General features: G+C 61.6%; 24 protein-coding genes and 3 pseudogenes. 13 read left to right on the top strand and 14 right to left on the bottom strand.

Annotation, left to right across the window (positions count from 1 at the left end; translation table 11 throughout):
- Positions 1–84: 84 nt before the first annotated feature.
- From merB to merT, 5 genes are all read right to left on the bottom strand, one after another.
- Entirely contained in the window at positions 85–750 is a 666-nt protein-coding gene (gene merB / locus M3668_RS07610) for an organomercurial lyase MerB (protein WP_251380244.1), read from the bottom strand.
- Positions 751–795: 45 nt separating this feature from the next.
- Positions 796–2,241: a mercury(II) reductase gene (gene merA, locus M3668_RS07605; protein ID WP_251380243.1), complete on the bottom strand. Its 1,446-nt coding sequence runs from the start codon at positions 2,239–2,241 to the stop codon at positions 796–798.
- Positions 2,242–2,368: 127 nt separating this feature from the next.
- A complete protein-coding gene (locus tag M3668_RS07600) occupies positions 2,369–2,917 on the bottom strand; it encodes a TlpA family protein disulfide reductase (RefSeq protein WP_251380242.1) in 549 nt (182 codons plus the stop codon).
- Positions 2,914–3,879 carry a cytochrome c biogenesis CcdA family protein gene (locus tag M3668_RS07595; protein ID WP_251380241.1) on the bottom strand — a complete coding sequence of 322 codons (966 nt, stop codon included), beginning with the start codon at positions 3,877–3,879 and terminating at the stop codon, positions 2,914–2,916. Before M3668_RS07595 ends, M3668_RS07600 begins: the two co-directional genes overlap by 4 nt.
- Complete coding sequence (gene merT, locus M3668_RS07590; protein ID WP_251380240.1) at positions 3,876–4,253, bottom strand: mercuric ion transporter MerT; 378 nt, start codon at positions 4,251–4,253, stop codon at positions 3,876–3,878. The genes M3668_RS07595 and merT overlap by 4 nt, the downstream gene beginning before the upstream one ends.
- A 246-nt stretch (positions 4,254–4,499) precedes the next feature.
- Here merT and M3668_RS07585 point away from each other — a divergent pair, with 246 nt between their 5' ends.
- Positions 4,500–4,856: a heavy metal-responsive transcriptional regulator gene (locus tag M3668_RS07585; protein ID WP_502948963.1), complete on the top strand. Its 357-nt coding sequence runs from the start codon at positions 4,500–4,502 to the stop codon at positions 4,854–4,856.
- Positions 4,857–5,084: 228 nt separating this feature from the next.
- Here the strand turns inward: M3668_RS07585 and M3668_RS07580 are convergent, their stop codons facing one another.
- The gene (locus M3668_RS07580; RefSeq protein ID WP_251380238.1) at positions 5,085–6,002 is read right to left on the bottom strand and encodes a bile acid:sodium symporter; all 918 of its coding nucleotides are present in this window, start codon (positions 6,000–6,002) and stop codon (positions 5,085–5,087) included.
- Between the two features lie 169 nt (positions 6,003–6,171).
- On the opposite strand from M3668_RS07580, the pseudogene M3668_RS11155 reads away from it, so the two are divergent.
- From M3668_RS11155 to M3668_RS07545, 8 genes and pseudogenes are all read left to right on the top strand, one after another.
- Positions 6,172–6,588 (top strand): annotated as a pseudogene (locus tag M3668_RS11155) (recombinase family protein); the annotation flags it as partial.
- Complete coding sequence (locus M3668_RS11150; RefSeq protein ID WP_353055971.1) at positions 6,473–6,838, top strand: helix-turn-helix domain-containing protein; 366 nt, start codon at positions 6,473–6,475, stop codon at positions 6,836–6,838. The pseudogene M3668_RS11155 and the gene M3668_RS11150, both read left to right, overlap by 116 nt.
- 550 nt (positions 6,839–7,388) lie before the next feature.
- Positions 7,389–7,748, top strand: a complete 360-nt coding sequence (cmtR, locus tag M3668_RS07570) for a Cd(II)/Pb(II)-sensing metalloregulatory transcriptional regulator CmtR (RefSeq protein ID WP_038992393.1) — start codon at positions 7,389–7,391, stop codon at positions 7,746–7,748.
- Positions 7,745–8,347 (top strand): annotated as a pseudogene (locus tag M3668_RS07565) (cadmium resistance transporter). The gene cmtR (M3668_RS07570) and the pseudogene M3668_RS07565 overlap by 4 nt, the downstream one beginning before the upstream one ends.
- Positions 8,348–8,794: 447 nt before the next feature.
- A pseudogene (locus tag M3668_RS07560) lies at positions 8,795–9,907 on the top strand (adenine-specific methyltransferase EcoRI family protein).
- Positions 9,904–10,986: an HNH endonuclease family protein gene (locus M3668_RS07555; protein WP_251380237.1), complete on the top strand. Its 1,083-nt coding sequence runs from the start codon at positions 9,904–9,906 to the stop codon at positions 10,984–10,986. The pseudogene M3668_RS07560 and the gene M3668_RS07555 overlap by 4 nt, the downstream one beginning before the upstream one ends.
- 149 nt (positions 10,987–11,135) lie before the next feature.
- Positions 11,136–11,504 (top strand): Cd(II)/Pb(II)-sensing metalloregulatory transcriptional regulator CmtR, encoded by a 369-nt coding sequence (gene cmtR, locus M3668_RS07550; protein WP_251380236.1) that lies wholly within the window; start codon positions 11,136–11,138, stop codon positions 11,502–11,504.
- The gene (locus M3668_RS07545; protein ID WP_251380235.1) at positions 11,501–13,441 is read left to right on the top strand and encodes a heavy metal translocating P-type ATPase; all 1,941 of its coding nucleotides are present in this window, start codon (positions 11,501–11,503) and stop codon (positions 13,439–13,441) included. Before cmtR (M3668_RS07550) ends, M3668_RS07545 begins: the two co-directional genes overlap by 4 nt.
- Positions 13,442–14,120: 679 nt before the next feature.
- Here M3668_RS07545 and M3668_RS07540 read toward each other — a convergent pair.
- The 5 genes from M3668_RS07540 to copR all read right to left on the bottom strand — a co-directional run bounded on the left by M3668_RS07540 (position 14,121) and on the right by copR (position 19,485).
- Positions 14,121–14,828: a DUF305 domain-containing protein gene (locus M3668_RS07540; protein ID WP_251380546.1), complete on the bottom strand. Its 708-nt coding sequence runs from the start codon at positions 14,826–14,828 to the stop codon at positions 14,121–14,123.
- 84 nt (positions 14,829–14,912) lie between these two features.
- A complete protein-coding gene (locus tag M3668_RS07535; RefSeq protein WP_502948959.1) occupies positions 14,913–17,147 on the bottom strand; it encodes a copper-translocating P-type ATPase in 2,235 nt (744 codons plus the stop codon).
- A 50-nt stretch (positions 17,148–17,197) separates the two neighbouring features.
- Positions 17,198–17,524 (bottom strand): heavy-metal-associated domain-containing protein, encoded by a 327-nt coding sequence (locus M3668_RS07530; RefSeq protein WP_251380234.1) that lies wholly within the window; start codon positions 17,522–17,524, stop codon positions 17,198–17,200.
- A 114-nt stretch (positions 17,525–17,638) separates the two neighbouring features.
- Positions 17,639–18,766 carry a two-component system sensor histidine kinase CopS gene (gene copS, locus M3668_RS07525; protein WP_251380233.1) on the bottom strand — a complete coding sequence of 376 codons (1,128 nt, stop codon included), beginning with the start codon at positions 18,764–18,766 and terminating at the stop codon, positions 17,639–17,641.
- Positions 18,763–19,485, bottom strand: a complete 723-nt coding sequence (copR, locus tag M3668_RS07520) for a two-component system response regulator CopR (protein ID WP_237203336.1) — start codon at positions 19,483–19,485, stop codon at positions 18,763–18,765. The genes copS and copR overlap by 4 nt, the downstream gene beginning before the upstream one ends.
- A gap of 403 nt (positions 19,486–19,888) precedes the next feature.
- Between copR and M3668_RS07515 the strand changes: the two genes are divergently transcribed.
- The 4 genes from M3668_RS07515 to M3668_RS07500 all read left to right on the top strand — a co-directional run bounded on the left by M3668_RS07515 (position 19,889) and on the right by M3668_RS07500 (position 23,310).
- Positions 19,889–20,464 (top strand): CueP family metal-binding protein, encoded by a 576-nt coding sequence (locus tag M3668_RS07515; RefSeq protein WP_251380232.1) that lies wholly within the window; start codon positions 19,889–19,891, stop codon positions 20,462–20,464.
- Positions 20,465–20,535: 71 nt separating this feature from the next.
- Positions 20,536–22,011 carry a multicopper oxidase family protein gene (locus M3668_RS07510; protein WP_251380231.1) on the top strand — a complete coding sequence of 492 codons (1,476 nt, stop codon included), beginning with the start codon at positions 20,536–20,538 and terminating at the stop codon, positions 22,009–22,011.
- 557 nt (positions 22,012–22,568) lie between these two features.
- Positions 22,569–22,997, top strand: a complete 429-nt coding sequence (locus M3668_RS07505; protein ID WP_251380230.1) for a LexA family protein — start codon at positions 22,569–22,571, stop codon at positions 22,995–22,997.
- On the top strand, positions 22,990–23,310 hold the full coding sequence (locus tag M3668_RS07500) for a Y-family DNA polymerase (protein WP_346924425.1): 321 nt from the start codon (positions 22,990–22,992) through the stop codon (positions 23,308–23,310). The genes M3668_RS07505 and M3668_RS07500 overlap by 8 nt, the downstream gene beginning before the upstream one ends.
- Here the strand turns inward: M3668_RS07500 and M3668_RS07495 are convergent.
- The 3 genes from M3668_RS07495 to M3668_RS07490 all read right to left on the bottom strand — a co-directional run bounded on the left by M3668_RS07495 (position 23,239) and on the right by M3668_RS07490 (position 24,993).
- Positions 23,239–23,934 carry a recombinase family protein gene (locus tag M3668_RS07495; protein WP_251380544.1) on the bottom strand — a complete coding sequence of 232 codons (696 nt, stop codon included), beginning with the start codon at positions 23,932–23,934 and terminating at the stop codon, positions 23,239–23,241. The genes M3668_RS07500 and M3668_RS07495 overlap by 72 nt on opposite strands.
- 150 nt (positions 23,935–24,084) lie before the next feature.
- Positions 24,085–24,291 (bottom strand): GDCCVxC domain-containing (seleno)protein, encoded by a 207-nt coding sequence (locus M3668_RS11035; protein ID WP_285835818.1) that lies wholly within the window; start codon positions 24,289–24,291, stop codon positions 24,085–24,087.
- A 63-nt stretch (positions 24,292–24,354) separates the two neighbouring features.
- Complete coding sequence (locus M3668_RS07490; RefSeq protein ID WP_251380229.1) at positions 24,355–24,993, bottom strand: vitamin K epoxide reductase family protein; 639 nt, start codon at positions 24,991–24,993, stop codon at positions 24,355–24,357.
- Between the last annotated feature and the right edge of the window lie 23 nt (positions 24,994–25,016).

The following is a 25,016-nucleotide window of genomic DNA, read 5'->3' as shown; positions in this document are numbered from 1 at the left end:
TTGATCTCCTTCAGATGGCTTGATCTTTCGGGTTCTGCTCGTCAAACGTCTTTCGGCACGCACTGTGGTGCCCGGGGCGCCTTGTCAGCAGCTGCAGCTGTGGACCCGGTTCCCCGGTTTTCCGGTTTCCTGTGCTTCGGTCTGGGAGAGCATTTTTCCGGCCATGTCAGAAGCGAGTCGGTACGCGTCCGCTACGGGGATCACGGTGCCCTCGGGGTGGTTCTTGAGCCAGGGTTCGGCTTCTTCGGATGAGGCGAAGAAGTGGACCTGGTTGCAGAAGGATGAGCGGACCGAGCTCATGTCTTCCGGGTTGATCAGGGACACAACCGCGGTGGCTGGCTCGACATCGGTGACGCCGGCGCTGTCGACGCGCAGGCGCACGGGGGTGCTGGCGGAGTCGTAGGCCGATTCGATCCGTGCGGAGGCGCCTAGGAGGGTGGGGAAGATCAGGGTGTCCAGTGCGCACCAGGTGTAGAGCTGTTCGCCGTCCACTTCGAAGCGGTGCCGGGTGGCGCGTTGGGTCAGTCCCATGCCGACGATTCGGCCTGATCCGTCGTACTCGGCGTCGGTCATGGCCGCAAGGGCGGTCCGGACTTCCTCGGCGGGGCGGCCAGTGGCGGCGGCAAGGTCCGCTGCGCCCACGGGATCGCCCAGTGAGAGGAGTTTCAACAGCGGCAGCCACAGCCAGGGCTGCATGCCGGTTTCGGAGGAGGCTAGGCGGTCGGTGACCTGGCTGATGCTGTTTGTCATCGTTGTTTCCTTCGGGGGGGGGATTAGGCTGGGATCTGGCGCGGGTCAGGAGGCGCAGCAGGAGAGTTTGGAGACGTCGGTGGTGAAGGACTGTGCGGCGATTTTGATCCCTTCGGCCATGGTCAGGTATGGGCACCAGAGGTTCGCGACCTGGTCAACGGTCATGCCGGCCTCGAGGATGTAGACTCCGGCGGCGGCCAGGTCACCGGCCTCCTTGCCGACGGCGGTGATCCCCACAATCCGTCCGGTGTCGGCGTCGGCGACGATTTTGATGAAGCCGCGGGTGTCCCGGTTCACCAGTGCCCGGGGAACGTATTCCAGGGGCAGGACCCGGCATTCACACCGGATGCCCGCCTCGTTGGCTTCCTTGTCGGTCATGCCGACCGCGGCCAGTGTCGGGCTGGTGAACGTCACGCGGGGCAGGTGCCGGTAGTCGACCTCGCGCCCGGCGTTGTTGAAGGCGTTCTCCACCATCAGGGTTCCGTGGGCGGACGCGACGTAGACGAATTCTCGGTGCCCGGTCACATCCCCTGCGGCCCAGATCCTGGGGTTGGAGCTGGCGAGTGTGCTCTCGACCAGGATCTGGCCGGTGTCGCCGGTCTTGACGCCGACGGCGTCCAGGTTCAGTCCGTCGGTGACGGCGCGTCGGCCGGTGGCTACCAGCAGCTTTGCGGCGCGGAATTCCTCCTGGCCCCCGGCGACCGTGGCGGTGACAAGGACCTCTGCGCCGGCGGGATCTGTGCGGACCGAAGTTACGGCTGCGCGGCGGACCACGCGGATGCCCTCGTCGGCGAAGACGCCCATCAGCGCACGGGAGGCTTCCGGTTCCTCGTGCGAGGCAAGCCTGGAGCGGACCAGCAAGGTCACTTTGGATCCGAGGCGGGCAAAAAGCTGCGCCTGCTCCAGGGCCACGTACCCGCCGCCGAAGACGATCAGGGACTCGGGCACCTCGTTCAGTTCCATGGCGGTGGTCGAGGTCAGGTAGTTGACTTCATCCAGTCCCGGCACCGGGGGTGCCCACGGGGCCGAACCGGTCGCGACCAGATAATGGGCGGCGGTCAGGGAGTCGCGGGTGCCGTCGGGTCCGGTGATTTCCAGGACCGGTTCCTCCGGGGTGCCGGCGAACACCGCGGTGCCCTGGCGCAGGTCCCATCCGTAGTCGGCGGCCAGATCCACGTATTTATCCGAGCGCATTCCCTCGACCAGGGAGCGTTTCCCGTCTATCAGTACACCCATGTCCACCGGGGCGGCGGAAGTGCTGATCCCTGGGAACCTTCCGGTCGCATCCACAGCGACATGCCGGGCTTCGGCGGCGGCCAGCAGGGTTTTGGAGGGAACGCACCCGGTGTTCACACAGGTCCCGCCCACCGTGGAGCGTTCGATCATCACGACCCGATTGCCCAGCTTGGTGGCCCGGATGGCGGCGGCGAAGGCGCCGCCTCCGGAACCGATGACAGCCAGGTCGAAATCGGGTGTTGTTGCTTCAGGCATGAATCCTCCATCAAGTCTTAGATGAACACCCGGGTGGCATTCTTCTGGTGCGTGTACCGTCCCAGTATAAACCTTACCCTGCACGGGAAGGTCAAGAGCCGGTGCGAATAGTTGGGTGCTTCCACTGCTAGGGAAGTGCTGCGTCAAGAAATGCCTTCAGGGCATCGGCCTTCATGGGCCGGGAGTCGGCCCGGGCCAGGACTTCACCCTCGGGTGAGACGACGATGGTGCTGTCCAGGGACATGACCCCATACTTTTGGATGAGCTCCCTGGTACGGTCAACAACGTAGGGGTATCCGGGGTTGCCGGCCAGTTCACGGAACTGGTCCACTTCGGTTTTTGTGTTCTCCGGCGTCACATCGACGGCGACGAAGTCTGCCTTATCGGCATATTCCTGTTCCAGTTCCTTCATCGCTTCTGCCTGCGGAACGCAGGTATAGCACCAGCTCGCCATGAAATACAGCACTGTCGGGCGGGTGGAGGGGACGGTGAGGGCCTTGCCGTCCACAGATGTGATCTCGATCCTGTCCACGTTGTTTGCGCCCGCTGGCCCGGCGGCTGGAGCGGTTTCGCTCCCGCGGTTCAACGCAGTGAGGGCCAGGACCAGGATGAGGGCCGCGGCCGCTACGACGGCAGTAATGGTGAAGATCCGCCGGTGGTTTCTGGTCGTTGTCATGGGTTTCCTTGCTGGTTGGTGCGCCCTGGCGCCGTGTCGGGAAGAAGATGTTCCGGGTCGCAGCACGCTTCGGTGCTGTCGCTGCTCTCAGCCCCGTCCGTGATTGCGCTGTTGTCCTGTGCCTTGCTTTTACTGCGGCGCCGCAGGGCCAGGGCCGCGGCGGCGAGGACGGCGGCCACCGCGGTGAGGGTGATGATGGGCCAGTTGCCCGAGATGAAACCGGACAGCGCCGCGCTGGCTTCGGTGACCGTCCCGCCCATGATCTCCCCGGCCTGCCCGCCGGACAGGGCCGGAACCCAGTAGAGCAACAGGTAGATCCCTGCGAGGATAAGCGCGGCTCCGCCGAGACGATTAACAAACGGCAGGATCCTTCGGACGTGGCGTGCCAGGGCGTCCCGCGCTACCGCTGCACCGAGGGACAGAAGGACCAGCACCACCGAGGAGCCCAGGGCGTAGGCGGCGAAGACCGCCAGCAGCCCGGCCAGGCTCCCGGTGGACACAGCCTGGGCGACAACAGCCAGCAGCAGGGCCAGGCTGCAAGAGAGCGCAGCCACCGCATAGGCCACCCCGTAGCCAAAGACCGCCCTGAGGCCCGAACTGGTCCCGTCCGTCTTCAGAATCCGGGGCAGGTTCAACCTCGCCCCGGGCAGCTGCCATCCGAACACCATGCCAAGGCCGGCAACCACAATAACCGCTCCGATCAGCGCCGCCGCCCAGGGAAGCGCCGACGCCACCGACCGCAGGCCTACAGCGGCGAGCAGGCCGGCCGTAACAAAGACAGTGGCGAAACCGGCGCTGAGGGCAACCCCGGCCCGAAGACCTGCAAGCAACGGCCGCTTCCGTCCCGCACCGGGGCCTGAACCAATGAAGTACGCCAGATAGGTTGGCAGCATCGCAAACCCGCATGGATTCACCGTGGCAAGCATTCCGGTCAGAAAGACCAGACCCAAAACACCCGTCATCCCTGTGACCCCGCATCCTCAGAAGCACCGGCCCGGGACTGCCCGGACCGCTCCTGCTCCGACGATGAATGAGGTGTTGGAGTAGAACCCGCGGACAGGCTGGCCCCCGGGCGGGAACGGGCGCAACAATCCGTCCCCGGGCTGCCCCGACGCTGCGCCCGCAGGAGCAGGGCCCCCGCGGCAAGGGCTGCGGCGGCAATGAACCAGAGGTTGCCGGCCATTGCGCCGGCCGCGGCGAAAACACCGGCTGCAGCCGTCAGAACGGGTACCCCGCAGCACACGAGCGCCACCATCACAACACCAAGGGAGGACAGCAGAGTGCCTGCCGCAAGCACCAGGCCAGAGCGCTCCCGGCCCTTCGCTTTTATTGACATGATCATCCCTTCATATGTCCGGCTCGTGTCCGGGGCCCCGACAGGGGACCCCAACACGAAACCGGACGGCCAGTAGTACGTCACACCCCATCATCGACCTTCCACTAAGGGGGAAGGTCAAGCTGGCGACGGGAACTGCTGGTCTGCGGTACGTAACCTTCCAGTATGATGGAAGGGTTAGCTGTTTTTTTTGGAACGAGATGAGGACCCGAAATGCGAATCGGTGAAGCTGCTGATGCTGTCGGTATGACAACCAAGACGATCAGGTTCTACGAGGACCGGGGGCTTCTGCCGCCGGCTGAGCGCTCGGCCAACGGCTATCGTGACTACGCCCACGACACCCTCAGCCGCCTCGAATTCATTCGCCGCAGCCAAATCGCCGGGCTGACCCTGGCGCAGATCCAGGGCATTCTGCGGATCCGCGATAGCGGTTTGACGCCCTGCACCCACGTACGGGATGTCCTGGGGAAACAGTTGCAGGACCTGGACCGGAAAATCGCGGAGCTCACCGCACTCCGGGTGACCGTGGCCGAACAATATGCAACCGCCGAGGTGGCCGACCCTCAGCGCTGCGATGCTGAACAAATCTGCAGTTACATCTGAGCCCGCCGCAGGCTAAGGGGCTTCACTGAGCCGGCTCCCGCCGCGGCCAGTGCCGTCCGCAGTTACGCAGCACCCGGCTCCACGGCACGGAAGACCTCCGTGCCCGCGGCGTCCAGGATTACAGCGGTGCTTACCTGGTTTATCCGGTAGGCGGTGATGAGCCGCGTATCGGTATCAGAGGCAAAGGCCAGGGATGACGCCCCATTTCCGGCCAGGAATTCCCTGATTTCATCGGCCGTCTCGTAGGACGCGATGTCCACCGCGACATAGTTCACGGCAGCAGGAGAGCTTCGCTGGACCTTGGCAAGCACCCGGGCTCCCGGCTCGAAGGTCAAGCCCCATGGTGATGCCGTGGCCCGGCGAGTGAGCGAGGTCAGGCCGGTTGGCGGCGACATCGAGGCGTGCCGCGTTGGCCGCCAGCATCCCCAGCGGCACCATCACCAGCAGGAAGGCGGCGTAGAGCGGAACCACCGCCAGCAGCGAGCCGAGTTCCCGGCCGACGCCGGTGATCTGTGAACCGACGACCAACGCCAGGGTCGCCATCATCAGGGGAACCATCAGGGCCTGCATGATGGCCATGATGATCCTGCCCGCCGCTGCCCTGCGTGCCAGCGCCTGCGTGAGCGCTGCCGCGGCCAGGGGAATGAGGATCAGGACGACCAGGGCCTCGACGAAGGGTTCCGGGTCGATCACCGACGCCACATCGGGGCCGACAAAAAACAGCAGATAGAGGGGCAACAACAGCATCTGCAGCAACATCAAGACCGGTGCGGCGGCCAGCAGCCGGTCGCTGGCCCCTCCTGCCAGCCGGGTGAACACAATGACGTAGTCGATGCAGGGGGTCAAAAGCACCAGCAGGACCCCGAGGAGCAGTGCCTGGTCCCCGGCTATGAAACGCGTCAGGCCAAAGACCACCAGCGGAACAATGACGAAGTTCAGCACCAGCACGGTGCCCATGAACCGCAGGTCCTTGGCGGCCTTGCCGATCGATGCAAAAGGAATGCCCAGGAACGTCGCGAAGAGCAGCAGCCCCAGGACGGGGTTGATCGAATGTTCCAGGGCTCTGGCCGAACCGGGCGCCAGAAATCCGACCACACCACCGATCAGGAGGGCCACGAGGTACAGGCCGATCTGATGGTGATCCATTCGTGTAATGGCTTTCCGGGTATTCACCCTGTCCATGCTAGGCGAGGCGATCCTCCACCAATGAATCGGGATCGGGCTCCCGCCCGGACCCTGGAAGGGATCTTTGGGAGTGCTGAAAAACGATCATTTGACGACACCCCGAACCTGTCGGCGACACGCCGCGGAAACAATGTCGGAAACCCGTGCCGGAAATCAACGTCGTCAAACCATGCAGCACCGGTATTATCGACACATGTTGATCGGATACGCGCGGGTCTCCACCGCCGACCAAAACCCTGACCACCAAACGGATGCCCTGGCCCGCGCCGGTGTCGACCCGGCAAACATCTACCTCGACCATGCCAGCGGTGCCAAGGCCAGCAGGCCCGAGCTCGACAAGGCCCTCGCCTCGGCCAACCGCGCAGGCGACCAGCTGGTCATCACCCGCCTGGACAGGCTCGGACGCTCGGCGCTCCACCTGGTGACCCTCGGTGCGGCCCTCCGCGAGCGTGGTGTGGGATTACGTGTCCTTGAGCAGGGCATCGACACCACGACTGCGGAAGGACGTGCGATGTTCGGAATGCTCTCAGTCCTGGCCGAACTCCAACGAGAACTCATCGTCGCCAACACCCGCGACGGACTCGCGTCCGCCCGCGCCCGCGGGCGAACAGGAGGAAGACGCCCGAAACTCACCCCCCCATCAGGCCCACCACGCCCAACAGCTCTACGACGCAGGCACCCACACCGTCCAACGCATCGCCGACCTGCTCCAAGTCCCTCGCTCCACGATCTACGGACACCTCAACAAGGCAAGCATCGGGCGACGACCCGCCGGAAACATCCACAACCCCGCGTAACAGCTTTAGCCAGAGCACCCGCTGCCCGAAGAGATCGACCTCTGCGAGCAATTTCAATCTCAACCGTGCCCAGAGGCCCGCACCCAGCGATCGCAACCACCGGCTTAGCGCCAACCGCTGTACCGATGGTCCCCAAGGCCGAGGAAGAACGCGACACCCACTGAAATGCCGAGGTTTGTTTGCTGGTGCAGACGACTCCGGACAGGAATGCAATTTGGTGCAGGGGACTTCGGACAAATCAATGTCCGAAGTCCCCTGCACTACCCCGGGTTTGCGGTGTTCTCAGTGCAGTCGCCTTCGGAAAATGACAGTTTTCGAATTGCCTTATCATCCAGTCAAAAACGACCGTTTTTGGCGTCCGTATAAGGCCCCTTCACCGGGCATTTTCTCGGGCGGGGTATATGGGAATCTGAAATCGTTGAAAACTCGGAGTTTCGAAAACTTAACAAGCCAACGGATCGAGTGTCCCGTATGGCGTCCCCCTTGCGGGCATGCGATCTGGGCTGACGCCTGTGACCGAGTGTTTAGTGCGTGCTGTATAGTTCAGAGCATGCTGACTATTGCTTCGCGTCTCGACGTGATGAACCGCCTGGGTCGTGCACTGGCCGACCCCACTCGATCCCGGATCATCTTGACCCTGCTCGACCATCCCGCTTACCCGGCGGAACTGGCCCGAGATCTGGACCTGACACGCCCGAACGTGTCCAACCACCTGGCATGCCTGCGCGATTGCGGGATCGTCGTCTCCGAGCCCGAGGGTCGTCGGACACGATATGAGATCGCCGATTCGCACCTGGCGCAGGCGCTGACGGCACTGGTCGATGCCACCCTGGCAGTGGACGAAGACGCCCCGTGCATCGATCCCGCCTGCTCGCTTCCCGGATGCGACGCAGCTGGGGTGGGCGCATGATCCTCACCTCGGTCTTGCAGGCGATGGGCCTGTTCGCAGCGACCAACATCGACGACATCATCGTGCTCTCCCTCTTCTTCGCGCGAGGGGCAGGCCAGCGCGGCACTACCGCCCGCATTCTGGCCGGCCAGTATCTCGGATTCGCCGGCATCCTCGGTGCCGCGGTCCTGGTGACCATCGGCGCCGGAACATTCCTGCCCTCGGCAGCCATCCCGTACTTCGGTCTCATCCCTCTGGGCCTCGGCCTCTGGGCCGCATGACAGGCCTGGCGCGGAGACGATGACGACGATGACGACGAGGCCAAGGTTGCCGGCAAGAAGGTCGGCGTGTGGACAGTCGCAGGCGTCACCCTTGCCAACGGCGGCGACAACATCGGCGTCTACACCCCTGTCTTCCTCAGCGTGGAACCTCTCGCAGTAGTCGCCTACTGCATCGTCTTCCTCGCGCTCGTCGCGGTCCTGGTGGCCCTGGCAAAGTTCGTCGCCACCCGCCCCCCGATCGCCGAAGTGCTCGAACGCTGGGAGCACATCCTCTTCCCCATCGTTCTCATCGGCCTCGGCATCGTGATCCTCGTCAGCGGCGGAGCCTTCGGACTCTGACGTAGCGGCAGCGATCCAAACGGCCCCGACCGGGCGCACCCCTCTCGGTTCAGACCGCGACACCAACCTGCAGCCAGTCCTGCGTGATCGCGGCAACAAGACCGCCACGGAGCGCTGCAAAAACCCCGCCACCAAGCGAACGAAGCCACAAGTTTCGGGAAAACAAAAACATTGAAAAACCACCGATCCGAGCAGCTGCTCGGATCGGCGGTTTCCACTTCCCAAAAACGATCGTTAATGACGCTTCATCGGCCCCTCGAAGAAATCCTTGTTTGCAGAGCCGTAGCACTCAGTAGTACGGCAAGTACGCCCGTTACGCCACCTGGAACACCAAGAGCGATCGTCGCGCCCTTCTGGGTACTTATTGCCGCAGTAACCTTTACCAGCCGAAGTATTCGATAGTTCTCGATAGAATCAGTACAGTTGCCTGATTAGCAGCGGGCCATTATGAGGAAGCGAATTACGATCTTGGCGAAGAACAGTAGTCTGAGCGCAGCTAGAGCGGCCAAAGAAGATGAATTTTATACGCAGCTCGCGGACATTGAGAACGAGATGCGCCACTATAAGAAGCACTTCAAAGGGAAAGTTGTCTATCTCAACTGCGATGATCCACGGGTCAGCAATTTCTTCCATTACTTCAGCTACAATTTCGAGAAGTTGCAGCTCAAAAAACTCATAGCCACTTGTTATAAGAGCCAAGAGACGGATCTGTTCAGCCAGAATGACGCTGAACAAGCTGTGTACCTTGAGTACGAGGGAGACAAGAACGGGAACTTGGTTCCTGACCCCAAGGAAATCGGCGTTAAACCACTCAAAGGTGACGGAGACTTTCGCAGCTCTGAAAGCATCGACCTGCTTAAGTAGGCAGACATTGTTGTCACGAACCCACCTTTCTCACTTTTCCGTGAGTACATCACGCAGCTGATCGAGCATGACAAGAAATTCATCATTCTTGGCAACCAGAACACTCTCACGACGAAAGATATATTCGATTTCATTCGTCAAAATAAGATGTGGTTGGGGCACAATAACGGGGATATGGCATTCAATGTTCCAGATCACTACAAGCCTCGTGAAACAAGATTTTGGGTTGATGAAGAAGGCCAGAAGTGGCGCAGTTTTGGCACCATGTGTTGGCTTACCAACCTAGATATTTCCAAGCGACACGAAGAGTTGATTCTCTACAATTCCTATGATCCGGATAAGTACCGCTCCTATGACAATTTCGATGCTATCGATGTTGGAAAGGTGAGTGAGATTCCCACAGATTTCGGAGGTGTCATGGGCGTTCCTTTGGGTTTTCTAACCAAGCACAATCCAGAACAGTTCGAAATTGTAGGGATCACGAAGACCTGGTTTGGGATGGCTTCAAAAAAATATCCAACCCAGACGCAAGTTAGCTCTAACGGAAGTAGAAGCCAAGTTTCTAAGCTTAACGACGGTGCTGCCATCAAGCTTGACGCTCCACCAAGCAACAAGACCTATTACATGGTCGATGGAGAAATCTTTATCCAGACGTACCCTCGTATCCTCATTCGGAGCAAGGGAGTAGCAGCGTGAAAATTGAATTGCACCGGATTACAGTTCGTGAGCTGACAAGTGATTACGAAGACAACCAAGAAGGCGGGGTCATCGGATATGGAGAAAAACTCGATATTCGTCCTCCCTATCAGCGCGAGTTCATCTATAAAGACAAACAGCGTCAGGCCGTGATCGAAACTGTCATCAAGGATTTTCCTCTTAACGTCATGTACTGGGCTGTTCGCGGCGACGGAACTTATGAAGTGATCGATGGGCAACAACGAACGATCAGCATTTGCCAGTATGTAGAAGGAGATTTCGCGGTCAATGGCCGCTACTTCCACAATCTCCAAGTAGACGAGCAAGAGCAGATCCTTAACTACCAACTCATGGTCTACTTATGTAGCGGAACCGACAGTCAAAAGCTCGATTGGTTCGAAACGATAAATATCGCTGGCGAAAAACTCACCGACCAGGAACTGCGAAATGCTGTCTATTCAGGCAGTTGGGTTGCCGATGCCAAACGATATTTCAGTAAGACGAACGCACCCGCACAGGGGCTTGCCGGTACATATATGAACGGCTCTCCGATCCGTCAAGACTACCTGGAAACAGTTATCAAGTGGATTAGTGAGTCTACAGTTGAAGAGTATATGGCTGTCCATCAGCATGACCCGAACGCTAACGAACTCTGGCTGTATTTTCAGAGCGTTATTGCGTGGGTGAAAACCACTTTCCCCAAGTACCGCAAGGAAATGAAGGGGTTGCCATGGGGTGAACTGTACAACCAGTTCAAGGACACCAAATGGAACTCTGCAGAACTTGATAAGCAAATCACTTCCCTCATGATGGACGAAGATGTAACCAATAAAAAAGGTATCTACACTTACGTTCTCAGTGGCCATGAGAAGCACCTAAATATTCGTGCTTTCAGTGATAACGAGAAGCGAGAAGCATACGAACGGCAGCAAGGGATATGTCCTGTATGTGCTGATTCTTTTCAGATTGAGGAGATGGAGGGAGATCACATCACGCCTTGGCGTGAAGGGGGTAAAACCAACGCAGCCAATTGCCAGATGTTGTGTCGGGAGGACAACCGGCGAAAAGGGTTTAAATAGCTGTAGGCCGTTCTGCTCATTACCTGCTAAGTAATATCCTGTGCAAGAAAGTGAGGCTTCCGGAGAATATGCATCGGAAGCCTCACCTTTCCAAAACGATCGATTTTGGGCGTTGTCACTAGTACATCAAGTGCTGTATAGTACATCGCATGATGAACATTGAATCGCGGATCGATGCGATGAACCGGCTTGGCCGCGCCATGGCCGACCCCACCCGGTCACGCATCCTCCTGTCCTTGCTGCACGAACCCGGATACCCAGCGGAACTTGCCCAGGCCCTGGGACTGAGCCGCGCCAACGTTTCCAACCATCTGACCTGCCTGCGCGGGTGCGGAATTGTCGTGGCGAAAATGGAAGGCCGCAAAACCCGGTACGAAATCACCGATCCTCACCTCACCACCGCCCTGAGCGCCCTGGTTGAGGTGACGTTGGCCGTCGATGATCAAGTGCCTTGCCTGGACTCTTCCTGCCCTGACTGCGCCACCAGCGCCGATCGAGAACACGAGGAGCAAGCATGAGTTCCGCCTGCGGTTGCGACTCACCAGAACCCACCGAAGAATTCGAAGAGGAACTGCCCTGGTGGCGGGATTGGCATGTGCTCGTCCCCATAGCCTCAGGCGTTTTCTTCCTCGCTGGGCTCGTCCTTGAATGGAGCACCCACGGCGAAAGCACCGCCATCGTGGCCTTGGTGCTGTTTTGGATCGGCCTGCTACTAGGCGCTTTTACCTTTGTGCCCGGCGCCCTGCGAAACCTGTTCACGAAACGGAAACTCGGTATTGGGCTGCTGATGACCATCAGCGCCACCGGTGCGGTCATCCTCGGCTATGTCGAGGAAGCCGCAGCCCTGGCGTTCCTGTATTCCATTGCCGAAGCCCTGGAAGATAAAGCCATGGACAGGGCACGCTCGGGCCTGCGCTCTTTGTTGAAGCTCGTCCCTGAAACGGCCACCGTCATCCGTGACGGCGCACCGGTCGTGGTCAGTGCAGCAGAGATCAAGATTGGCGATTCACTGCGCGTGAAGCCTGGTGAACGCTTAGCAACCGATGGCGTGGTCAGCCAAGGATCAAGCAGCTTAGACACCTCCGCTATCACGGGGGAATCAATTCCCGTGGAAGTAACCGTGGGTGACCAGGTTGCTGCTGGTTCCATCAATTCATCCGGCGCGCTAGTAGTCACTGCAACGGCGAACGGCACGGACAACTCCCTAACCACGTTGGTGAGCCTAGTCGAGCAAGCCCAGTCGGAACGTGGCGAACGGGCACGGCTCGCTGACCGCATTGCCCGCCCGCTGGTTCCCGGTGTCATCGTCCTGGCCGTACTGGTCGCTGTGCTTGGAGCGATCTTCGGCGATCCCGAAACATGGATCACACGCGCACTGATCGTGCTGGTCGCAGCCTCGCCTTGCGCGATGGCCATCGCCGTTCCTGTCACCGTTGTTTCCGCCATCGGAGCTGCCAGCAAGTTCGGTGTCATCATCAAAAGCGGAGCAGCCTTCGAACGGCTTGGTTCCCTGCGCCGCATCGCGGTAGATAAAACTGGAACACTCACACGCAATCAGCCAGTGGTCACGCAAGTCCAGACCGTTGATGATGCGACTCACGAAGAGGTGCTCGCCGTTGCCGCCGCCCTGGAACAGCACAGCACCCACCCTCTAGCTACGGCCATCACCTCAGCAGTACCCGCGATCCCGGAGGCAACGGCGGTTAACGAAGAGCCAGGACACGGCATTACCGGCGTCCTGGATGGTGTTCAGGTCGGGGTCGGCAGTCCTCGATGGATTGCCCCAGGATCGCTCGCTTCCGCTGTTGAATCCATGGAGGCCTCCGGGCAAACCTGCGTCATGGTCACTCGTGCAGAGCAGGTCATTGGCGTGATCGGCGTGCGCGATGAACTACGCCCTGAAGCGGCCGAGGCAATTCGAGACCTGCATAACCAGGGAATCGACGTGGTGATGCTCACCGGCGATAACTCCCGTACTGCCCACGCGCTGGCTTCAATCGCCGGTATAGGCACCGTTCATGCCGAACTGCGACCTGAAGACAAGGCCCGTGAAATCGCTTCGTCGGTGCAGCAGGTTCCTACAGGGATGATCGGTGACGGGATCAACGATGCCCCTGCCTTGGCTAGCGCTACCGTGGGGATTGCGATGGGCGCTACCGGTGCCGATGCCGCCATAGAATCAGCCGATGTAGCCTTCACCGGCCATGATTTGAGACTGATTCCGCAAGCTTTGTCCCATGCCCGACGGGGCCGGGCGATCATGAATCAGAACATTGTCCTGTCAATGGCGATCATCGTTGTCCTGCTGCCCATGGCTATTACCGGAGTGCTGGGATTGGCCGCGGTAGTGCTGGTTCACGAGGTCGCAGAAGTCATCGTGATTGCCAACGGACTTCGTGCTGCCCGCGTCCACCGCAAGCAGCTCACACAGCAGCCTGGCAACGTCCTGCATTAGCACTGGTTTCGTTGCTGTTGAAGGCGGGGCACTATTTCCACCAGGAAATTAGCACCCCGCCTTCAACCATTGAGAACCAAAGTGAATCGTGCTGTGCGATGCGCCATTTTTAACGGTGATAAACCGCCAATTGAAACTAACAGTCATACGCCGGGGATTCCCGGTTTTTGGTTGCTTGGTCAAGAACGGTCGTTTTTGACACATTGAGCGACGGTGCTCAAAAGTAGGCTCATGGAGCTGACTTTATGTGTCAAAAGTCTGTTTCAATACTAGATTGTCTCACCACCTATAAGACGCGGGCGGATGAGGCTATGAGGAAAAGCCCGGCGGGACAACCCCCGGGCACATCTACTAGCCAGTGACCATCACGATGGTCGCCAAGAAGAGCGGAAAAGGCCGCCTAGGAGTCAAAGCGCGGCAGACACAACCAATCAATGCTGCCCTGCCGGCAGACCAGGGCGGCCGTGTGAGTATCGGACAATAATGCGTAGCCCTCCAAGGGTCTGGACACAGGAGCTTTCCCCTATCCTCAGTGGTGCGACCAGAGGGAGAAGAAACATCTACCCCGGTGCACCTGCTGCGGTGACAACGACCCATCGCCCGCAGCAGGTGGCAATCGTCACGGTTATCCCTCTTTTTCAGATTCCTGTCCTCGGGATCAGAAAAAGACGGGCACCTGTCATAGGTCAGTGAGCATCTGCTGCATCTGGGCGATCTCGGCCTCCTGGTCGTTGATAACTTGTTCGGCCAGGGTGATCGCATGGGGATTCTGGCCGTCAGCAACCTCGTCACGGGCCATGTCGACCGCACCTTCGTGGTGGGCGGTCATCTGCTCCAGGTAGAGGCGGGCAGCCTCGGTGCCCTGGGCTTCCTCAAGGGCTGTCATGTCCTCCTGGCTCATCATCCCGCTCATGCCACCCATCTCGCCGTGATCCATTCCACCCATCTCGCCGTGATCCATTCCACCCATCTCGTCCATGGTCCCCATGCCCCCAGAGTCGGTGACCGGCTGCTGGTCCCAGGCCTCGAGCATGGCGTTCATCCGGTCAATCTCCGGTCCCTGGGCGTCAATAACCCCCTGGGCAAACTCCACGACCTGGGCGGGGATACCCTCCTTGGCCAGGAGCGTCTCACTCATCTCCACGGCCTGCTGGTGATGGGGGATCATCATCTGGGCAAACATGATGTCCGCGTCGTTGTGATCGGCGGAAATCTCCCCGTCCGCCTCAGTTGTCGTCGTGGTGGTCTCGGTCGTCTCAGGGGTAGTCGTCGCAGTGCTGGTGGCAGAGGTGGTGGCAGAGGTGGTGGCGTCGGTGGCCTCACCGCAGGCGGCCAGCGCCAGGGTGGAGGCCACGGCGAGAGTGGAAAGAACAAGGGTGCGCTTCATGGTGGAGCCTTTCAGGGTCATACGGGGGTACTTCATGGTGGAGCCTTTCAGGGTCATATGGGGGTAGTGGAGAGAAGTGGTGGATTAGTGGACGGCGGTGGATGCCGGAGTAGGCGTGGTGTGTTCCTCCTTCGGACTGGTGGGAGCCAGGTGGGTCGGGTCCAGATCAATCCGGCGCAGCAGCTGAGCGTTAAGCGCCACCACAATCGTGGACAGCGACATCAACACCGCAGCAGCAGCCGGGGGAAGCAGAATGCCGATAGGGGTGAGCACACCGGCGGCCAGGGGCACGGCCACGATGTTGTAACCGGACGCCCAGATGAGGTTCTGGATCATCTTGCGGTAGCTGGCCTGCGAGAGCTCAATCATCGACAACACCGCCCGGGGATCGTCACTGGCCAGGACCACTCCGGCGGATTCCATCGCCACATCCGTGCCGGCCCCGATAGCGATGCCGACCTCGGCGCGGGCCAGGGCCGGGGCGTCGTTGACACCGTCGCCGACCATGGCCACGCTCAGGCCACGCTCCTGTAACTGGGTGACCTTGGTGTCCTTGTCCTGGGGCAGGACCTCGGCGAAGACCTCATCGATCCCCAGGTCCTGGCCAACCGCCTGGGCCACCTGCTGCGCGTCACCGGTAATCATCGCGACCTTCACCCCGCGGTCCTGCAGGGCTTTCACTGCGGCGCGGGATTCGGGGCGGATCTTGTCCTCGACGGCCACCACACCGATGATCTGACCGTCGCGGACAATATGGAGCACACCGGCCCCACGCCCGGTCCAGGCGCTGGTGGTGTCGGTGAGTTCGGCCGGGGTGGTGAGGTTGAACTCGCGCAGCATGTTCGGCCCGCCCACGAGGATCTCAGCGCCATCGACAGTGGCCCGGACCCCTCGGCCGGAGGCGGCGCTGAAACCAGTTGCACGGATTTGCCGACGGGAGGCCTCGGGGTGGGCGGCCGCGGCCGCCACGATGGCGCGGGCCACGGGGTGCTCGCTGTCGGCCTCCGCGGCGGCGGCCAGGGCCAGCAGCTCGCCCTCGGTGACACCGACAGCTGCCGCGACACCGGTGACCGCGTGCTCACCCTCGGTCAGGGTGCCGGTTTTGTCGAAGAGCACCACGTCGATGGTGCGCATCCGCTCGAGCGCCATCCGGTCCTTGATGAGCACCCCGGATTTCGCGGCCCGCTCGGTGGAGATCGCAATGACCAGCGGAATCGCCAGGCCCAGGGCGTGCGGACAGGCGATGACCAGCACCGTGACCGTGCGCACCACGGCATCGTCCGGGCTGCCGATGATGGTCCACACCACCGCGGTGATTAGAGCGGAGATCAGCGCGAACCAGAACAACAACGCCGCCGCCCGATCCGCCAGGGCCTGGGCCCGGGAGGAGGACTCCTGGGCGTCGGCAACCATGCGTTGGATCCCGGCCAGGGCGGTGTCCCCGCCGGTAGCCTCCACCCGGATGCGGACGGTGTTGTCGGTGGCCACGGTACCGGCGACCACCTTGTCACCGGTGTCGCGGAAGACGGGACGGGATTCGCCGGTGATCATCGCCTCATCGAATTCGGCGGCTCCGTCGAGGATGGTTCCGTCGGCCGGCACCCGGGCACCGGCCCTTACCAGCACGACGTCGTCGACGACCAGCTCGGAGATGGCCACGGTGCGGGTGGTCCCGTCGATGACTTTCTCGGCCTCATCCGGCAGCAGGGCAGCCAGCGCGTCAAGCGCGGAGGACGCGGCCCCGAGAGCGCGCATCTCCAGCCAGTGGCCCAGCAGCATGATGGTCACCAGCAGGGCCAGCTCCCACCAGAAGTCCAGGTCAAAACCGCCCAGCCCCAGAGTGGTGACCCAGGAGGCGACAAACGCCACGGTGATGGCCATGGCAATCAGGAGCATCATCCCGGGTTGGCGGGATTTCAGTTCCGTCCATCCGCCCTTGAGGAAAGGCGTTCCGCCGTAGACGAAGATAATCGTGCCCAGTACCGGGGGGATCCAGGTGGATCCGGGGAATGCCGGGAGGTGGTAGCCGAGCAGGTGGGCGACCATGGGGCTGAAAATAACGACGGGAATGGAAAGAATCAGCGACCACCAGAAGCGGTCCCGAAACATTGCGGTGCTGTGCCCGGCGTGTTCGCCGTGACCATGAACCTGGTGGTCTTCGTCCAGGACGGAGTGCGGGTGATCGTGGGGCATCGCCTGGCCGTGGGTGTCGGCATCTGCGTGGTGTTCGTGGCCGGCATGGTCCGGGTGGTGGGTGTGGTCTGTTTCCGGAGCGGGGTGATCACCATGGTGATCGCCGGAATGGTGGGGAGTGCTCATTACGTTCCTTCCGCTCAACCCGGTCGGGTCGAGATGATGGGTAAAACTGATCAGGATAAGACGGTGTAGCCGGCCTCCTCGATGGCCCGGCGAACCATCTCCGGAGGTACGACACCGGTGACCGTGACGGTGGAAACACCACCAGCAGCGAGATCAACCTGGACGTCGTCGACCTGGGGGAGGGCCTGAAGGGCCTGGGTCACGCTTTTCGCGCAGTGCCCGCAGGTCAGGCCGGTGACCTGGTAGCTAGGGGAGGACCCTCCTGCTGACGAGTCGCTGGCGGCAGGGATGGAGGCGGTGTCGGCACGTGAGGCAGGTCCGCAACAGCTGCAGCTGTGGGAGGCCATCGGCAAGAGGCGGGGCGGGGAGGTGATCATGGGAAAGCTCCTACGGGTCGGTGGGATGCGGCGATGCTACTCTCTAGCATATACCCCATGGGGGTATATTGTGAAGGGGTGGAGGGCACGGCCCTCACGCGGGGCAGGGTGCGGTCACCGAGCAGCCTCCTCACTGCCGGGAGGGGACAGCGGGAGGCAGAGGGCAAACACCGCTCCGCGACCGGGTCCGGGGGAGGTGGCGGTGAGAGTGCCGCCGTGGGCCTCGATCAATGCCTTGGAGATGGTCAGACCGATACCGGCCCCGCCGTTGTCCCGGCTGCGGGCGGCATCCCCCCGGTAGAAGCGTTCGAAGATGTGTCCGAGCTGGCCAGGTGGGATGCCCTCGCCGTCATCGGCAACGTGGATGAGCGCGGTGGACGCCCCCTGTCGGTGGACGCTGATCCGGACCTGCCCGCCGGCCGGGGTGTGCCGTAGCGCGTTCGACAGGAGATTGCTCATCACCTGGCCGAAGCGTTGCCGGTCCACGAGCACCCGGGCGGTGTCCGTAATGGTCTCGACCTGTAAATCGACGCCTTTGTCAGCATAAGCTTCCCCCGCGGCAGCAGCGGCGGTATGGAGCAGATCCCCGAGCCCTTCCTCCGCCAGGTCCAAATCGATCCGGTGTTCCTGGGCCCGGGAGACATCGTCGATGTCTTCCATCAACCGGGTCAGGCGGGCGAGTTGGTCAGCCATGATCGTGTGGGTGGCATTATTCCAGTCCACAACCCCGTCCTGGAGACCATCGAGGTAGACCGTGAGCACCGATAAGGGGGTGCCCATTTCGTGGGCCAGATCAGAGAGCATCTGGCGGCGGACCTGTTCGGTGTGTTCCAGCCGGTCGGCCATGGTGTTGAAGGCATGCGCCAGGGTGGTGACCTCGGGGCCTGCTTCTCCGGCGGGCACGCGGATACGGTAGTTGCCGGCCGTCAGGCTGGTAGCGGCGCGGGTGAGATTCTGCAGGGGGGTGCGCAGGCGACGCGATAACCACAGGCTGGCCAGCAGGGCGCTGATCAAGGCGGTGGGCAGGGCGACGGCCAGGGTGATCAGGTTGGCGTCCCGGTAGGCCTGCTCGGCATGGAACAGCTCCAGCGAGGGGTCCTCCTGGCCGGTCATCAACATATGATCATGGAACAGGGTCGGGCCCACCATCGTGGCCACGGCCGCGGCCACCAGCAGGCTCATCACCACGACCAACACCTGGGCGGCCAGGAAGCGGAAGGTCAGGCCGGGTCCGTGATTCATGGCTGCCCCACCCGGTAGCCCACGCCACGCACGGTGTCGATAAACCCCCGGCCCCGGGTGTCGGTGCCGAGCTTGCGACGCAAGTTGCCGATGTGGACATCGACGATGCGTTCATCACCGACCCAGGTGGTGTCCCAGACCTCGGTGACCAGGTCGTGGCGGGTCAGCACCTGGCCGGGGCGCAGCGCCAGGGCAACCAGCAGCTCGAACTCCGTGCGGGTGAGCTCCACGGTCGTCTCCCCCACCCGCACCTGATGGGCGACGCGGTCAAGGATGAGGTCACCAACGATCAAGGGGGTGGTCACCTGCGGTGGGGTGATGCTGGTGCGCGGGCGGCGCAGCACCGCATGCACCCGGGTCACCAGTTCCCGGATGCTAAAAGGTTTGGTGATGTAGTCATCCGCCCCCAGGGTCAAACCGCTGATCTTGTCGTCCTCGCTGCCACGCGCGGTGAGCATGAGGATGTAGCAGTCCGAGAAGGTGCGGATCCGTCGGCACACCTCCAGGCCGTCGAGTTCGGGTAGCCCCAGATCCAGCACCACAACATCGGGGGAAAAGCGACGGGCCTCGTCTAAGGCCTGGGTGCCGGTGTGCGCCTGGCGGGTATCGAAGCCGGCCCGGATGAGGTAGGAGGCCACCATCTGAGCCAGGGGTTGTTCATCATCGACGACCAGCACCCGCCCCGGGGGCGTGGCGGTGGTCGGTGTGCGGTCATCCATACACCCCAGTATCGCTCCGGCCAGGGGGAATACCAACCTCGCTCAGTGCCCGGCGGGGAAATCTTCATCAAATCTTCAAACATCACCCTTCGACCGCCGTCACCCCTGTGCCCCACCCCGGGCCGGCGGCATCGCCTCCCCTGGTCGGTTCAGCAGGCGCCACCAGGGATTTCGCTGCCTGCACCGCATACCCGGGGCGGGTAGAAGGACATCGCCCACGGCTGTGGGGTAGTGTCCCGGTGGTGACCCAGCCCACCGAATTCACCCCCTTTTCGCCCTGTTATGGTGCTGTGAGCAAGGTTTTTGATTTCTAGCCCGTCAGGCACCCGTGCTAGAAAAAGGTATGGCATCGACCTTGAGGCGGTGTCTTCTCACGGTCTTACCACGATCCAAGGAGATTGACGTGAAACGAGCAGCGATCGCAGCCGCCGCCCTTGCCCTCGCCCTCACGGGGTGTTCGGCCGCCGACCCGGAACCCACCGCCGACGGGACGGTGTCCCAGGATACATTCCTGACTACCCATGGCCTGGCCGCCATGGACGCGGTGGAGATCATTGATCACCTCGACCGGCAGAAGGTCACTGAGCGTCCCACGGATCTGATCGCCTCAGTGCGTGCCGATGAACTGCTACTCTCGAGCGATGACCAGGAAGTCGTGGTCGATCTTCCCGACAATCAGACGTATCTCTCGATCGCACCCTATCTCACCTCCACCCACGACTGCTTCTACCACAGCCTCACAACCTGCCTGGGGGAACTCGACAATGAGGATATCCAGGTCACGATCACCGATGAGGCGACCGGTGAGGTGCTGGTGGACGAGGCGACAACCACCTTCGACAATGGGTTTATTGGCTTCTGGCTTCCCGATGATGCCACCGGCCTGATTGAGGTCAGCTACCAGGGGCGTACCGGCACCACGGAGTTTTCCACCACCGACGACGGTGCCACCTGTGTCACAGACCTGCGCCTGACGTGATGGCTCAGCAGAGTCCTCACCTGCACCTGTCTCCCGTATCACTGAAATCTTGCACCAAGAAAGGTTAAATCATGACGAACGCGTCTTCCCGACGACAGTTTCTGCTCGGTGGGCTCGTCCTCGCCGGCACCGGGGCCGTGACCGCCTGCACCAGCAATCCTGGACCCGCTGCCTCGGCACCAGGTCCCTCCCTTCGCCCCACCCCCACTGCGCTCGGTGAGCCGACGGTGCGCCGGACCCTGACCGCCCGGCCCCTCTCCCTGGATATCGGCGGCATCGAAGCCAAGACGTGGGGATACGTCTCTGACACCGGGGATGCGGCCATTGAGGCCACCGCCGGCGACGTCCTCCAGGTCGATATCACCAATGAACTGCCTGAGAGCACCTCCATCCACTGGCATGGCATCGCACTCCACAACGCAGCCGACGGTGTGCCCGGCATGACCCAGAACCCTATTGAACCTGGCGAGTCTTTCTCCTATGTTTTTGAAGTCCCCCACGGTGGCACCTACTTCTACCATTCCCACACCGGCCTGCAGCTTGATCGCGGCCTCCACGCCCCACTGATCATCCGTGACCCGCAAGACGCTGAGGACCAGGACGTCGAGTGGACCATCGTGCTCGACGACTGGGTCGATGGCATTCAGGGCACTCCCGACGATGAGCTCGACAAGCTCACCGGAATGGGTTCGGGCGACCATAACGGGGGGATGGGAATGGGAGGCCACGGCCAGATGGTGCACGGCACCCCGGACACGGTACTGGGCGGGGATGCCGGCGATGTGATGTATCCGCACTACCTCATCAACGGACGTATCCCCCGTGCTCACCGGACCTTCAAGGCTCGCCCGGGCGACAAGGCCCGCCTGCGGTTTATCAACTCCGGCGGTGACACCATCTTCAAGGTGGCCCTCGGTGGTCACCGCATGACCGTCACCCACACCGACGGCTTCCCTGTCCAGCCCTTGGAGACCGAATCGATCTACCTGTCCATGGGCGAGCGTGTCGACGTCGAGGTCATCCTCGGCGACGGCATCTTCCCGCTCACGGCTTTGGCGGTGGGTAAGGACGACCGCGCCTTCGCCGTCATCCGCACCGCCGGCGGCCAGGCCCCCCGCCCCGATGTCGACTTCCCCGAGTTGTCGTCCACCGGACTGCTTCTGTCCTCCCTGAAGCCAGCAGACCGTGCACTCCTGCCCGAGGGCACACCAGACCGAGAAGTCAGCATCGACCTGGGCGGGCAGATGATGCCGTATGAATGGAGCATTCTCACCGACGGCCAATCCTCCTCCGCGACCGTGCAGGAGGGCCAGCGCCTGCGGATGGTCATGCGCAACAGGACCATGATGCCCCATCCCATGCACATCCACGGCCACACGTGGGTGCTGCCCGGCAGCGGCGGGCTACGCAAGGACACCATCCTTCTCCGCCGGGGTGAAACCATGATCGCCGACCTGATCGCTGACAACCCCGGTGAGTGGGCATTTCACTGCCATAACGCCTATCACATGGAAACCGGGATGGTCAGCTCGCTTCGCTACGAGTAACCCCCACAGCAGGGTTGAGTGCCGAGGTGGGCAGAGTCGCTGCAGACCACCGGGCAGCACGATGACCTCCCTCGGTGTTGTGGTCTTCCGGGACAACCAGAACACCGTCTTCTTCCCCACCGCCCGGCCGCGGTGTTCCTGAGGGAGGTCACCGCCGATGACATCCTTGATGTCGCCCTGCCACTGGCCGAGGAGGCACCAGCATCATGACCGTTGATGTGCTGCCGCTAGGAGGTTTCGTCGGGTGAGCACCTTTGCTCCCTTATGATAGTAGTGACGTGGTTCACGACATTTCTAAAATACTCTGTTTGAGGTTCTTCACAGCTGCGACACAGGGTTTGTGTGGTTAATTTGAAGATTTTTTAGTGGTCAAAGTGTGGAATGTTTGGGCTGACTAGGAATCAAGTGTGGCCAAGGTATCTCACTGAGTGCGGGGTGACTCAATTTCCTGGCTGGTTTTTTGCTGGTTGCCGATAGTGGGTGTTTCTGGCGTGTCACCCTCTGCGCATAGTATATATATTCTATAAATACTAGAACACGTGTACTATCATGTGACTATGCACGCTCACCTCATCGCCAAACTCGATAGCACCGCTTCACTGGTGCTCCAAGCCCCAGAAACCCGCTTGCCCGCAGGCTTCCCCTCCCCAGCCCAAGACTACTCAGCCGTCGATATAGATTTGAACGACATCCTCTTCCACGACCGCGCGGCCACCTATATCTTCCGCGTCACTGGCTCATCCATGATTGACGCCGGAATAGCCGATGGAGATGAAATCATCGTGGACCGCTCGATCACTCCGAAAGAAGGTTCGGTGGTGGTTGCTGCCATTGATGGCGAATTCACCATCAAACGCTTCCGCATCGACCGCAACGGCCAAGGCTGGCTCATGCCCGAAAATAATGCTTACCCACCTATCCCTATCCCTAAAGAATCTGATTTCACGATTTTCGGGGTAGTGACCCGCTGCCTCCATCGTGTCTAACCTGATATTCCACATTGACATTAACAGCTGCTATGTCGCGTGTGAGAGGATTCTTGACCCCTCCCTAGAGGGTAAGCCAGTAGTGGTGCTCTCGAATAATGACGGCTGCATCATCGCGCTCTCGGCCGAGGCTAAAGCCTTGGGCTATAGGATGGGCGACCCCTGGTTTAAGGTTGAGCTACGCGCGGCCGCGCAAGGGGTTATTGCCCGTTCATCTAACTATGAGCTCTATGGGGACATTTCAAACCGGGTCATGAGTGTGCTGCAAGAACAGGCAGCCGACTTTGAACAGTACTCCATGGGGTCTTGGTAGTAATGGGGACGGATTGAGCGCTAAGCTTCCAGGGTCGCTTTGGCGGTGGGGCGCCGTCCGATGCTTCCCATGTCGAGGTGCCCGTAGATGGTGGAGCGCGGGACCTGGAGCAGGTCGGCGATGCGTTGGACCGTATGGGTCCCCGCGTCGTAGAGCTGCTGGGCGTGGTGGGCCTGATGGGGGGGTGAGCTTCGGGCGTCTTCCTCCTGTTCGCCCGCGGGCGCGGGCGGCGGCGAGTCCGTCGCGGGTGTTGGCGACGATGAGTTCTCGTTGGAGTTCGGCCAGGACTGAGAGCATTCCGAACATCGCACGTCCTTCCGCGGTCGTGGTGTCGATGCCCTGCTCAAGGACACGTAATCCCACACCACGCTCGCGGAGGGCCGCACCGAGGGTCACCAGGTGGAGCGCCGAGCGTCCGAGCCTGTCCAGGCGGGTGATGACCAGCTGGTCGCCTGCGCGGTTGGCCGAGGCGAGGGCCTTGTCGAGCTCGGGCCTGCTGGCCTTGGCACCGCTGGCATGGTCGAGGTAGATGTTTGCCGGGTCGACGCCGGCGCGGGCCAGGGCATCCGTTTGGTGGTCAGGGTTTTGGTCGGCGGTGGAGACCCGCGCGTATCCGATCAACATGTGTCGATAATACCGGTGCTGCATGGTTTGACGACGTTGATTTCCGGCACGGGTTTCCGACATTGTTTCCGCGGCGTGTCGCCGACAGGTTCGGGATGTCGTCAAATGACCGTTTCTCGACATGCTACGTCCAGTCGCGGTGTATCCCGCTTAGAGCAGACCCCGCTCCTGCTGTTTGGGTGGGCAGTGAACCGTTCCATAGGAGCAGAAAACGCAGCAGTCCCCCACCGCTGGGCGTAGACGCTCCCCGCAGTCGGGGCATACCCAGAAGAACTGGCATGCGTCGGTCGGCATCTGAACGGAAGTGGCTACGCCGCACGACGGGCACGACACCACGGAGTTTAATTCGACGGACATCTCTAGGCTCTCCATGGGTTGTCAGAAAATGCGGTTGACGGCCCCGATTGTCTGGGTGACCGGTCAGCCGATGAAAGCGGGCAGGAATCGCAGAAAGACCGACCCTGCGACCAAGACGTAGGCGATGGCCACGAGGGTGCCTGCCCACTCGGCGGCGAACCTGGTCACGGCCCGGGGCGCGGGAATGACGCCGTGGACGAGGTTGCGGACCGTGAGCAGGATAAACAAGGGGATCATCGCCGCCCACACCACCATGCAGTACAGACACAGGATGTAGATCTCGAACAGGGCCTGGCTCCAGAGCCAGATAACTAACACCATCCCCAGGCTCACTCCGGCTTGCAGCCCGGCCCAGTACCAGCGCCCCGGGGCAGCCCCGGAGAGCACCATCATGGCGGTGGCCAGGATGAGGGCGAAGGCGACGATGCCGATCAACGGGTTGGGGAAGCCGAAGAGTTCCGACTGCCAGGTTCCCATGACCCGCCCGCAGGACACCCACGGGTTCACATCGCAACTGGTCACGTGGCCCGGGTCCTCATACAAGGCCAGACGTTCCAGGACGAGGATGGCCGAGGCGACCCAGCCCACCGCCCCGGTGACCAGCAGCACGAAGCCGAAGGTGCGGGGGCGGGCGAAGCGGGGCACCCGGATCGCCGGGTCCCGGGGGCCGGCTACGGGATCAGCGGTGACAGGTGTGCTCATGGAGTCTTCTTCCGGATCTGGCG

The organism is Rothia sp. P100 (assembly GCF_023712425.1).
GTDB lineage: Bacteria > Actinomycetota > Actinomycetes > Actinomycetales > Micrococcaceae > Rothia > Rothia endophytica.
The sequence above is the reverse complement of the archived record's forward strand: the minus strand, read 5'-3'. Positions and strand labels throughout refer to the sequence as shown.